This is a genomic window from Blastococcus sp. TBT05-19 (genome assembly GCF_003319095.1).
Taxonomy (GTDB): Bacteria; Actinomycetota; Actinomycetes; order Mycobacteriales; family Geodermatophilaceae; genus Blastococcus.
Genome location: NZ_QOHI01000007.1, coordinates 175,169 through 187,629 on the forward strand (window position 1 = coordinate 175,169; position 12,461 = coordinate 187,629).

6 protein-coding genes are annotated in these 12,461 nt (G+C 71.7%); 5 read left to right on the forward strand and 1 reads right to left on the reverse strand.

What is annotated here, in order from left to right:
• Nucleotides 1-75: 75 nt before the first annotated feature.
• Entirely contained in the window at nt 76-2,625 is a 2,550-nt protein-coding gene (gene glgP, locus DQ244_RS17855; protein ID WP_113812844.1) for an alpha-glucan family phosphorylase, read from the reverse strand.
• Nucleotides 2,626-2,784: 159 nt separating this feature from the next.
• Between glgP and DQ244_RS17860 the strand changes: the two genes are divergently transcribed.
• The 5 genes from DQ244_RS17860 (at nt 2,785) to DQ244_RS17880 (ending at nt 12,423) form a co-directional block, all read left to right on the forward strand.
• A complete protein-coding gene (locus DQ244_RS17860; protein ID WP_113812845.1) occupies nt 2,785-4,812 on the forward strand; it encodes an alpha-1,4-glucan--maltose-1-phosphate maltosyltransferase in 2,028 nt (675 codons plus the stop codon).
• 53 nt (nt 4,813-4,865) lie between these two features.
• Nucleotides 4,866-6,689 carry a maltose alpha-D-glucosyltransferase gene (gene treS / locus DQ244_RS17865; protein WP_113812846.1) on the forward strand — a complete coding sequence of 608 codons (1,824 nt, stop codon included), beginning with the start codon at nt 4,866-4,868 and terminating at the stop codon, nt 6,687-6,689.
• A complete protein-coding gene (locus tag DQ244_RS17870) occupies nt 6,686-8,059 on the forward strand; it encodes a maltokinase N-terminal cap-like domain-containing protein (RefSeq protein ID WP_113812847.1) in 1,374 nt (457 codons plus the stop codon). The genes treS and DQ244_RS17870 overlap by 4 nt, the downstream gene beginning before the upstream one ends.
• Before the next feature lie 53 nt (nt 8,060-8,112).
• Nucleotides 8,113-10,950, forward strand: coding sequence for a 1,4-alpha-glucan branching protein GlgB (gene glgB / locus DQ244_RS17875; protein WP_113812848.1), 2,838 nt, complete (start codon nt 8,113-8,115; stop codon nt 10,948-10,950).
• Nucleotides 10,951-11,040: 90 nt separating this feature from the next.
• On the forward strand, nt 11,041-12,423 hold the full coding sequence (locus DQ244_RS17880) for a hypothetical protein (protein ID WP_233491708.1): 1,383 nt from the start codon (nt 11,041-11,043) through the stop codon (nt 12,421-12,423).
• The last annotated feature ends 38 nt before the right edge of the window (nt 12,424-12,461 follow it).

Here is a 12,461-nt window from a genome sequence, read left to right on the forward strand (position 1 = left end):
CGCCACGCCGGGGCGTCGCGGGGTGGCAGTGAGTCACTGGGACCGGCGTGGTGGATGAGTTCAATGATGTTGTCATCACGCGGTGCTGACCACCCCGAGCTCGGCCGGATCAGCCAGGTACGCAGAGTACGGGAGAACACGCACCGTGTAGCCGAACGCGCCGGTGCGCTCGAGCGGAACGGTCGCGGTGAACCAGTGCCGCGACCCGTCGGTGTGCTCGTGCGCCATCGGCACCGTCGTCAGCTCGTGCAGACCGTCGGCGTCGTCCACCCGGCCGTAGGCCGCCTGCACCTCGACGTCCCCGGGCGTCAGGCCCGGCAGCTCCACCTCGGCGCGCAGCGCGAGCGTCGACCCGATCTCGGGCGCGTCCCCCGCACCGGTCGCCTCGACGTGCGCCACCCGCACGTCGTGCCAGTGGTGCAGCACCTGGGCCCGCCACGACGCCTCGGTGCGCGCCGGGGCGTAGCCGTCGGTCGCCATCGTGCGCGCCGACCCCGCCGCCGGCACGTACAGGTCGCGGACGTAGTCGCGCACCATTCGGGTGGCCAGCACCTTGGGGCCGGTCTCGCGCAGCGTGTGCCGCACCATCTCCACCCAGCGCCCGGGGACCCCGGCGCGGTCGCGCTCGTAGAAGCGCGGCAGCACCTGGTTGTCCAGCAGGTCGTAGATCGCCCGCGCCTCGACCTCGTCGCGCCGGTCGGCGTCGCTGACGCCGTCGGCGGTCGGGATCGCCCAGCCGTTCTGGCCGTCGAACCACTCGTCCCACCACCCGTCCCGGATGGAGAGGTTCAGCCCGCCGTTCAGCGCGGCCTTCATCCCGGAGGTGCCGCACGCCTCCAGCGGCCGCAGCGGGTTGTTCAGCCAGACGTCGCAGCCCCAGTAGAGGTAGCGGGCCATGCCGATGTCGTAGCCGGGCAGGAAGGCGATGCGGTGACGGATCTCCGGGTCGTCGGCGAAGGCCACCATCTGCTGGATCAGCTTCTTGCCGCCGTCGTCGGCGGGGTGGCTCTTGCCGGCGATGACCAGCTGGATGGGGCGCTCGGGATCCAGCAGCAGCGCCTTGAGCCGCTCGGGGTCGCGCAGCATGAGGGTCAGCCGCTTGTAGGACGGCACCCGCCGGGCGAAGCCGATGGTGAGGACGTCGGGGTCGAACGCGGTGTCGGTCCAGCCGATCTCCGCCTCGCTGGCGCCGCGGGACAGCGCCGTCTCCCGGATCCGCCGCCGCACCTCGTCGACCAGCCGGCCGCGCAACGTCCGGCGGACGGCCCACAGGTCCGCGGCCGGGATGCGGTCCACGCCGTCGAAGTGCACCTCGCCGTCGACGGTGACCGGGTCGCCCTGGCTGGAGGACTGGGTGCCCATGTCGACCAGCTCGCGCGCGGTCCAGGTGGGCGCGTGCACGCCGTTGGTGATCGACCCGATCGGGACGTCGCCCTCGTCGAAGCCCGGCCACAGCCCGTTGAACATGCCGCGGCTGACGTGGCCGTGCAGCTCGCTCACCCCGTTGGCCCGCTGCCCCAGCCGCAGGCCCATGTGGGCCATGTTGAACTTCGCCGGGTCCTCCTCGGCGCCCAGCGGGAGCAGGTGCTCCATGGGCACGCCGAAGCCCGCGAAGTAGCGCTCGATCAGCGCCTTGGGGAAGCGGTCGATGCCGGCGGGCACCGGGGTGTGCGTCGTGAAGACGGTGCCGGCCCGGACCGCCTGCAGCGCCTCGGCGAACGTGAGGCCGTGGGCCTCGGTGAGCTCGCGGATGCGCTCGACGCCCTGGAAGCCGGCGTGGCCCTCGTTGGCGTGGAAGACCTCGGGCACCGGGGTGCCGGTGAGCGAGCAGTACGCCCGCAGCGCCCGCACGCCGCCGATGCCGAGCAGCATCTCCTGTCGCAGGCGGTGGTCCTCGTCGCCGCCGTAGAGCCGGTCGGTGACGCCGCGCTCGGCCGGGGCGTTCTCCTCGATGTCGCTGTCGAGCATCAGCAGCGAGACCCGGCCGACCTGGGCGCGCCAGACGTGCGCGTACAGCGTGCGCCCCTCCGGCAGCGGGACGTTGATGACGACGGCCGAGCCGTCGGCCTGGCGGAGCAGCTTGACCGGCAGGCCGTGCGGGTCCAGCGACGGGTAGTGCTCCAGCTGCCAGCCGTCGGCCGACAGGCCCTGCGTGAAGTAGCCGGCCCGGTAGAGCAGTCCGACGCCGATCAGCGGGACGCCGAGGTCGGAGGCGGCCTTGAGGTGGTCACCGGCCAGGATGCCGAGCCCGCCCGAGTACTGCGGCAGCACCTCGGTGATGCCGAACTCCGCGGAGAAGTAGGCGATCGTCTGCGGCGCCTCGTCCCCGAGGGACTGGTACCAGCGCGGGGTGGAGAGGTACTCGTCGAGGTCGTCGACGGCGTCGGTCAGCCGGCGGACGAACCGGCGGTCGGCGGCGAGCTGGGCCAGCCGCTCGGCCGAGACCTCTCCCAGCGCGCGCACCGGATCACCTCCGCAGCGCTGCCACAGGGCCGGATCCAGGGTCTCGAAGAGGTCCCGGGTCTCGGGGTGCCACGACCAGCGCAGGTTCATCACCAGCTGGGACAGCGGCAGGAGGGGCTCGGGCAGAGCCGCGCGGACGGTGAAACGTCGGAGAGCTCGCACCGACCGAGACTAACCAGCCCCGGGCCGTTCGTCAGGGCCTCCGGCGGAACTCCTCCGGACCCTTCGGCACCGCTCCCGAGCACTCCGACGGGTGAGGCGGGAGGGGCAGGTGAGCGGTCGAGATGCTGGTGAGGCGGCCACTCGTTAGCGTGGGCGGCGATGACTGGACGCGCTGAACTCCGACTCGGCATCACCGATGTCGCCCCCGTCGTGTCCTGCGGGACCTTCTCCGCCCGCGCGGTGGTCGGCGAGCACCTGCCGATCACCGCCACCGTGTTCCGCGAGGGCCACGACGCCGTCGCCGCGAACGTGGTGTGGACCTCACCGGAGGGCGAGCAGACCGGGTTCCTCCGGATGGCCAAGCTGCCGCCGGAGCCCGACCGCTGGCTCACCACCGTCGTGCCCGACCGCGAGGGCCGCTGGACCTTCCGGGTCGAGGCGTGGAGCGACCCGCTGGAGACCTGGAAGCACGCCGTCGAGGTCAAGGTCGAGGCCGGCCAGGGCGCCGAGGAGCTGGCCAACGACCTCGAGGAGGGCGCCCGGTTGCTCGAGCGGGTCGCCGCCGAGGCCGGCGACGAGTGGCGCGGGCGCGTCACCGCCGCGGCCGAGTCGCTCCGCGACAGCTCGCAGGAGCTGACCGTCCGCATCGCCCCGGCCCTGGCCGCCGGGCTGCAGCGCTACCTGCACGAGCACCCGGTGCGCGAGCTGGTCACCGCCACCCCCGACCACGAGGTCTGGGTTGACCGGCGGCAGGCCCTGTTCGGCTCCTGGTACGAGTTCTTCCCGCGCTCGGAGGGCCCCGTCGTCGGCGGCACCCCCACCCACGGCACCTTCACCACCGCCGGCGACCGGCTGCCGGCGATCGCCGACATGGGCTTCGACGTCGTCTACCTCCCGCCGATCCACCCGATCGGCACGGTGAACCGCAAGGGCCCGAACACCGCCCAGTTCCCCGGCGGCAACCCGCACGAGATCGGCCCCGACGACGTCGGCTCCCCGTGGGCGATCGGCAGCGCCGAGGGCGGTCACGACGCCGTGCACCCCGAGCTCGGCACCCTCGAGGACTTCCGCGCCTTCGTGGCGCGCGCCGAAGGCCTGGGCATGGAGATCGCGCTGGACCTGGCGCTCCAGGCCGCGCCGGACCACCCGTGGGTCGAGGCGCACCCGGAGTGGTTCACCACCAAGCCCGACGGCACGATCGCCTACGCGGAGAACCCGCCGAAGAAGTACCAGGACATCTACCCGATCAACTTCGACAACGACCCCGAGGGTCTGTACGCCGAGGTGCTCCGGGTGGTCCGGCACTGGATGGACGCCGGCGTCCGGATCTTCCGCGTCGACAACCCGCACACCAAGCCGCTGAACTTCTGGCACTGGCTGATCTGGGAGGTCAAGAAGACCGATCCCGACGTGCTCTTCCTGGCCGAGGCGTTCACGCGGCCGGCGATGATGCACCAGCTGGCCCGGATCGGCTTCACGCAGTCCTACACGTACTTCACGTGGCGGACCGAGCGCGAGGAGATCGAGGAGTACGGCCGCGAGCTGGCCACCAACTCGCACTACATGCGGCCGAACTTCTTCGTGAACACCCCGGACATCCTCCACGAGTCGCTGCAGTTCGGCGGCCCGCCGATGTTCAAGATCCGCGCGGTGCTCGCGTCGATGCTGAGCCCGACCTGGGGCGTCTACTCCGGGTTCGAGCTGTTCGAGCACGTGGCGGTGAAGCCGGGCAGCGAGGAGTACCTCGACAGCGAGAAGTACCGGCTGCGCCCCCGTGACTGGGAAGGTGCCGAGGCGAGCGGTCGCAGCCTCGCGCCCTACCTGCGCCGGCTCAACGAGGTCCGGCGCGCCCACCCGGCGCTGCAGCAGCTCCGCACGCTGCGGTTCCACCAGGTGGACAACCCGAACCTGCTCTGCTTCACCAAGACCGACCCCGGCTCGAACGACGCCGTCCTCGTCGTCGTCAACCTCTCGAGCCACAACACCCAGATCGGGACGACGGCGCTGGACCTGCCGACCCTCGGTCTGGACTGGCACGAGCGATTCGCGGTCACCGACGAGCTCAGCGGCGCCCGGTACGACTGGGGCCAGTTCAACTACGTCGAGCTCGACCCCTACCGGGAGCCGGCCCACGTCTTCGGGATCACCTTCCCGCGGCCCGTGCAGTTCCCCCCGCTGGTCTCCTGAGGACCGGCCCCTCCCCGACCGCACCTGCGACCCCGAACGAGGCATACGCGTCGATGACCGTCCCCGTCCCCGACTCCCCTGCCGCCCGCTCCGCTCTGCCGCCGCCCGGGTCCGACCCGGAGTGGTACAAGCGCGCCGTCTTCTACGAGGTGCTGGTCCGCGGTTTCGCCGACAGCAACGCCGACGGCATCGGCGACCTCCGCGGCATGATCGACAAGCTGGACTACCTGCAGTGGCTGGGCGTCGACTGCCTCTGGCTCCCACCGTTCTTCGCGTCCCCGCTGCGCGACGGCGGCTACGACGTCAGCGACTACACCGCCGTGCTGCCGGAGTTCGGCAACATCGAGGACTTCCACGAGTTCCTCGACGAGGCCCACGCGCGCGGCATGCGCGTGATCATCGACTTCGTCATGAACCACACCTCGGACCAGCACCCCTGGTTCCAGGCCAGCCGCAGCGACCCCGAGGGTCCCTACGGCGACTTCTACGTGTGGGCCGACGACGACACCGGCTACGCCGACGCCCGGATCATCTTCGTCGACACCGAGAGCTCGAACTGGACGTTCGACCCGGTGCGCAAGCAGTACTTCTGGCACCGCTTCTTCTCCCACCAGCCGGACCTCAACTTCGAGAACCCGAAGGTGCAGGAGGCGATCATCGACGCCCTGCGCTTCTGGCTGGACCTCGGCGTGGACGGCTTCCGGCTCGACGCCGTGCCCTACCTCTTCGAGGAGGAGGGGACCAACGGGGAGAACCTGCCGCGCACCCACGAGTTCCTGAAGCAGGTGCGCAAGGTCGTCGACGACAACTACACCGACAAGGTGCTGCTGTGCGAGGCGAACCAGTGGCCGGCCGACGTCGTCGAGTACTTCGGCGAGAACGGCGACGAGTGCCAGATGGCGTTCCACTTCCCGGTGATGCCGCGCCTGTTCATGGCGGTGCGGCGGGAGCAGCGCTTCCCGATCTCGGAGATCATGGCCCAGACGCCGGACATCCCGGACAACTGCCAGTGGGGCATCTTCCTGCGCAACCACGACGAGCTGACCCTCGAGATGGTCACCGACGAGGAACGCGACTACATGTGGGCGGAGTACGCCAAGGACCCGCGCATGAAGGCCAACATCGGCATCCGTCGCCGGCTGGCCCCGCTGCTCGACAACGACGTCAACACCCTCGAGCTGTTCAACGCGCTGCTGCTGTCGCTGCCGGGCTCCCCGGTCCTGTACTACGGCGACGAGATCGGCATGGGCGACAACATCTGGCTCGGTGACCGCGACGGCGTGCGCACCCCGATGCAGTGGACGCCGGACCGCAACGGCGGGTTCTCCAGCGCCGACCCGCAGCGGATGTACCTGCCGCTGAACCAGGACCCGGTGTACGGCTACCAGGTCACCAACGTCGAGTCGCAGCTGCGCAACACCAACTCGCTGCTGCAGTGGGTCCGACGGATGATCCAGGTCCGCGGCCAGCACCCGACATTCGGCCTGGGCAGCTACGCCGAGGTCGGCTCGCGCAACCCCACCGTGCTGTCGTTCGTCCGCGAGTTCGGCGACGACGTGGTGCTCTGCGTCAACAACCTGTCCCGGTTCCCGCAGGCCGTGGAGCTGGACCTGCGCCGGTTCGAGGGCTACACGCCGATCGAGCTCACCGGCCGGGTCGAGTTCCCGCAGATCGGCGTCCTGCCCTACATGCTCACCCTCGCCGGGCACGGCTTCTACTGGTTCGAGCTGTCCAAGCCGAGCGAGCCGGTCACCCCCGACGAGAGCGAGGACTGGACCAGCGCCACGTCCAGCGCCGTGGCCGACAACCTGCTGGCCGCGGGTGTGGTCAGCGCCGCCGACGAGACCCCGACCGACGAGTCCGGAGGCACCCGATGAAGGCGCTCACCGATCTGTTCCGCGAGTGGATCCCGCAGCAGCGGTGGTTCGGCGGCAAGGGCCGGGAGTGGGCCGACGTCACCGAGGACGGCTTCTTCCTCGACCGGGGCAACCCGGTGCTCTCGGTGCACCGGGTGCGGATCACCTACCGCGACGGCGCCCGCGAGACCTACCTGGTCCCGCTGTCGTGGCGGGACCACCTCGCCGAGGACATGGACGCGGCGTTCGTCGGCGCGGTCTCCACCGACGGTCGCGAGTCCTTCGCCTACGACGCGATGCGCGACCGCGAGTCGACCGCCCCGTGGCTGATCCACCTCGCGCAGGGGTCGGCCATCGGCCCGATGCGCTTCTCCCCCGCCGGTGAGGGGCACATCCCCGAGGGGCTGCCCGGCGACATCGTCTCCACCGAGCAGAGCAACACCTCGCTGGTCTACGGCCAGGAGGCGATCCTCAAGCTGTTCCGCCGGCTGGAGCCGGGCCTCAACCCCGACGTCGAGATCCACGACGCGCTGCGCCGGGCGGAGAACGAGCACATCGCCGCCCTGCTCGGGCACATCGAGATCGACGACGACGGCGACCCGGACACCCCGCCGGCGACCGTGGCGATGCTGCAGACGTTCGTGCCCAACGCCAGCGACGGCTGGCGGCTGGCCACGGCCAGCGTGCGCGACCTCTACGCCGAGGGTGACCTGCACGCCGACGAGGTGGGCGGGGACTTCGCCGCCGACAGCGAGCGCCTGGGCGCGGCGACGGCGTCGGTGCACGGCGACATGGCGCAGGTGCTGCCCACCGAGCCGGCCTCGCCGGAGTGGTACGCCGAGGTGGCCCGGCAGATGACCGAGCGGCTCGACGCCGCCATCGCCGTCGTGCCGCAGCTCGAGCAGTACGCCGAGGGGCTGCGGCAGGTCTACGCCGCGGTCGCCGAGAGCCAGGAGCCGGTCGTGCGCCAGCGCGTGCACGGCGACCTCCACCTCGGTCAGGTGCTGCGCACCACGACCGGCTGGATCATCCTCGACTTCGAGGGCGAGCCGGCCCGCCCGCTGGCCGAGCGCCGGGTGCTGGACAGCCCGCTGCGCGACGTCGCCGGCATGCTGCGGAGCTTCGACTACGCCGCCCGGCACATGCTGGTCGAGCAGCCCGAGGACACCCAGCGCGCCTACCGCGCCCAGGAGTGGGCCGCCCGGAACCGGGCAGCGTTCTGCACCGGCTACTCCGAGGCGAGCGGCCTGGACCCGTGCGGGGAATCACCACTCCTTCGGGCGTTCGAAGCCGACAAGGCGGTTTACGAATGCGTCTACGAGGCGAGGAACCGTCCGCACTGGCTCATGATCCCGCTCCAGTCGTTGTCCCGGATCGCCGACCGCGACTGAGCGCACCGACCCACCGGACCAGAGCACCGAGAAGCGACGAGGACGGCGAGACGATGACGACCGACGACCGAGGCGAGAACCCAGTGCAGGGCAAGGACGAACTGCAGCGCGCCGTGGAGGAGAAGGTCGCCCAGGCCGAGGCAGCCGCGGGCAGCGAGCCCCCGGTCAACGCCGCCCCCGCCACCCGCAAGCGGGCCGCGAAGAAGGCCGCCGAGGGCGGCACCCCGGCGAAGAAGGCCGCGGCCAAGAAGGCCCCCGCCGCCAAGAAGGCAGCACCCGCGAAGAAGGCGACGACGGCCAAGCGGACGACCGCGGCGAAGACGGCCCCGAACCCGACCGAGGCCACGCCGGAGCCCGGCGGCGAGGACACCGAGGTCACCGCGAACCCCGTGGTCGCCCCCGCGCCGATCGCGGAGCCGGGGTCCCCCTCGGGCGCGCCCGCCGGTCAGCCGACGGCGCCCGACCCCGATCCGGCGGAGCCGCCCACGCCGCAGGCACCCGAGGACGCCGGCGGCGGAACCGCCGCCGCTCCAGCCACCGCCACCACCCCGGGGGCCGCCGAGCCGGCGGCCCCCGTCCGCGAGCCGGGCCAGGACGCCGCTCCTCCGGCCGCCGCCGCCCCGGACGGCACCCCGGCCGCACCCGCGGGCGGGACCACGGCCGGCGCCGCCGAGGACGCCGAGCTCGAGGTCTTCTCCGACGAGGACCTGCAGGCGATCGTCGACGGCTGGTCGCGCGACCCCCACCGGGTCCTGGGCGCCCACCGCACGGCCGAGGGCTGGGCGGTGCGCACGCTGCGCCCCGACGCCGTCTCCGTCGCCGTCCTCGACGAGGACGGCAGCCGGTACGAGATGCGGCAGCTGCACGCCGGCGGCATCTACGAGGGCGCGCTCCCCCGCCAGCCGGGCGACTACCGCATCGAGGTCGTCTACGGCGATGGCGCGGACGGCACCACCACGCACACCGTCGACGACCCGTTCCGCTGGCTGCCCACGCTGGGCCCGCTGGACGAGCACCTGATCCGCGAGGGCCGGCACGAGCGCCTCTGGGAGGTGCTCGGTGCGCACGTCCGGCGCTACGAGACGCCCCGCGGCACCGTCGAGGGCGTCTCCTTCGCCGTCTGGGCGCCCAGCGCCCAGGGCGTCAAGGTCACCGGCGACTTCGACTACTGGGAGGCCCGGGCCTACCCGATGCGGCACCTCGGGTCCTCCGGCGTCTGGGAGATCTTCATCCCGGGCGCGCAGGTCGGCAACCGCTACCGGTACCACGTGCTGGGGGCCGACGGCGTCTGGCGGGAGAAGTCCGACCCGCTCGCCTTCGCCACCGAGGTGCCGCCGCTGAACGCCTCGATCGTCACCGAGTCCACCTACGAGTGGAGCGACGACGAGTGGCTGGCCGAGCGCGCGAGCACTCCCTGGCACGAGCGCCCGATGAGCGTCTACGAGGTGCACGCCGGCTCGTGGCGGCAGGGCCTGTCCTACCGGGAGCTCGCCGACGAGCTGATCGCCTACGTCAAGGACGCCGGCTTCACGCACATCGAGTTCATGCCGCTGGCCGAGCACCCCTTCGGCGGCTCCTGGGGCTACCAGGTCACCTCCTACTACGCGCCCACCTCGCGCTTCGGCAGCCCGGACGACCTGCGGTACCTGATCGACCGCGCCCACGCGGCCGGCATCGGCGTCATCGTCGACTGGGTCCCGGCGCACTTCCCCAAGGACGAGTGGGCACTGGCCCGCTTCGACGGCACGCCGCTCTACGAGCACGGCGACCCCCGCCGCGGCGAGCAGCTCGACTGGGGCACCTACGTCTTCGACTTCGGCCGCTCCGAGGTGCGCAACTTCCTGGTCGCGAACGCCCTCTTCTGGGCCAAGGAGTTCCACATCGACGGCATCCGCGTGGACGCGGTGGCCTCGATGCTCTACCTGGACTACTCGCGCAGCGAGTGGCTGCCCAACAAGTACGGCGGCCGGGAGAACCTGGAGGCGGTGGCCTTCCTCCAGGAGTTCAACGCCACCGTGTACCGCGAGGTCCCCGGGATCGTCACGATCGCCGAGGAGTCCACCGCCTGGCCGGGCGTCACCCGCCCGACGCACCTCGGCGGCCTGGGCTTCGGGTTCAAGTGGAACATGGGCTGGATGCACGACTCGCTGGCCTACGTGGAGCGCGAGCCGATCTACCGCAGCTACCACCACGGGCAGCTGACGTTCTCGATGCACTACGCCTACACCGAGAACTTCGTGCTGCCGATCAGCCACGACGAGGTCGTCTACGGCAAGGGCTCGATGCTGCGGAAGATGCCGGGCGACCGGTGGCAGCAGCTCGCGAACCTGCGCGCCTACCTGGCCTACATGTGGGCGCACCCGGGCAAGCAGCTGCTCTTCATGGGCTCGGAGTTCGCCCAGGACTCCGAGTGGGCCGAGAGCCGCTCGCTGGACTGGTGGCACCTCGACGACCCGGCCCACCGCGGCATCCTGCAGCTGGTCACCGACCTGAACGCGCGCTACAAGGAGTTCGACGCGCTCTGGTCGCTCGACGTCGAGCCGGCGGGGTTCCAGTGGATCGACGCCAACGACGCGTCGGGCAACGTGCTGTCGTTCCTGCGCTACGGCACACCGCCGGCGGAAGGCACCGAGCCCGACGAGGACGTCGCCGGCTCCGCGCTGGCCTGCGTCGTGAACTTCTCCGGCTCCCCGCACCACGAGTACCGGATCGGGCTGCCCCGCCCCGGCCAGTGGCGCGAGGTGCTCAACAGCGACGCCGAGGGCTACGGCGGATCCGGCGTCGGCAACTACGGCGGGGTCGAGGCGGTCGCCGAGCCGTGGCACGGCCAGCCGTACTCGGCGACGATCTCCGCTCCCCCGCTGGGCACCGTCTGGTTCCTGCACGAGTAGAAGGACCACCTTTCCCCCCACACCTCGCATGCTCGGCGCGGGCCCCTGAAAGGTGGCCGTTCCAGCCCGTCACCGGGCATGCTGACGCCCATGACCCTGCGCCGGGCCGCACCGCTCGCCCTCGCCGCAGTGCTCGTGAGCGGCTGTGCCGTCGAGGTGGTGCAGGGGCAGGCCTCGCCCGCCGGTGATCCGGCGCTGGACGTGTCGGCCGACGAGTTCCCGGTCACCGGCGCCGGCGACGAGCCGATCGACCAGGTCGCCCGCAACGCGCTGGCCGACCTGGAGACGTTCTGGCAGCAGAGCTACCCGGAGTTCTTCGGCGAGGAGTACACGCCCCTGTCGGGCGGCTACTTCTCGGTGGACTCCGAGGACCTCGACCCGGGCCTCTACCCGGAGACCGGGATCGGGTGCGCGGAGCAGCCGACCGACCCCGAGGAGGTCGCCGGGAACGCCTTCTACGACCCGGTCTGCGACGTCGTCGCCTACGACCGCACGCTGCTGCAGGAGCTCGCCGACGACTACGGGCGCTTCCTCGTACCGGTCGTCATGGCGCACGAGTTCGGGCACGCGATGCAGGGCCGGTACGGGTTCGCCGAGCGCAGCATCCTGGACGAGACGCAGGCCGACTGCCTCGCCGGCGCCTGGACGCGCTGGGTCGCCGACGGCAACGCGGAGCACGTCACGCTCCGCGAGCCGGAGCTCGACGACGTCGTCCGGGGCTTCCTCCTGCTGCGCGACGACGTCGGCAGCGACCCCGACGACGGCGCCGCGCACGGCTCGTTCTTCGACCGGGTGTCGGCGTTCTACGAGGGGTTCGAGTCCGGGCTGGCCACGTGCCGCGACGACTTCGGCGACGACCGGCTCTTCACCGCCGCCGAGTTCGATCCCACCGACCTCGCCGACCAGGGCAACGCCGACTACGACAGCCTGGTGGACTGGGTGGCGACGACGCTGCCCGCCTTCTACGACGCGATCTTCCCCGACGCGTTCGGCGGCAGGTTCGAGGCTCCGGCGGTCGAGGCCTTCGACGGCGACGCCCCCGACTGCGCCGGTCTCGCCGACCGCGACCTCGGCTACTGCCCGGAGGACGGCACCGTCTACGTGGACGAGACCGACCTGGCCATCCCCGCGTACGACGAGATCGGCGACTTCGCCCTGGCCACCGCCCTGTCCCTGCCCTACGCGCTGGCGGTGCGGGACCAGGCCGGGCTCTCGGTCGACGACGGCGCGGCCACCCGCTCGGCTGTCTGCCTGACCGGCTGGTACCAGGCGCAGTGGTACACGAACGCGTTCACCGACCTCGTGGGCGCGCAGATCAGTCCCGGCGACATCGACGAGGCGGTCCAGTTCCTGCTGCAGTACGGCGTCGACGACCGCGTCTTCCCGAACGTCGACGCCTCCGGCTTCGAGCTGGTGGGCGCCTTCCGCAGCGGCTTCCTCGACGGCAGCGAGGGGTGCGACCTGACGGGGTGACGGGCTCCCGGGTGGGTTTGCGCTCCCGCCGGGGCGGC

Coding starts and splice junctions, on each gene's coding strand:
- DQ244_RS17860 (WP_113812845.1), top strand. CDS start 2,785: ATGACTGGACGCGCTGAACTCCGACTCGGCATCACCGATGTCGCCCCC.
- treS (WP_113812846.1), top strand. CDS start 4,866: ATGACCGTCCCCGTCCCCGACTCCCCTGCCGCCCGCTCCGCTCTGCCG.
- DQ244_RS17870 (WP_113812847.1), top strand. CDS start 6,686: ATGAAGGCGCTCACCGATCTGTTCCGCGAGTGGATCCCGCAGCAGCGG.
- glgB (WP_113812848.1), top strand. CDS start 8,113: ATGACGACCGACGACCGAGGCGAGAACCCAGTGCAGGGCAAGGACGAA.
- DQ244_RS17880 (WP_233491708.1), top strand. CDS start 11,041: ATGACCCTGCGCCGGGCCGCACCGCTCGCCCTCGCCGCAGTGCTCGTG.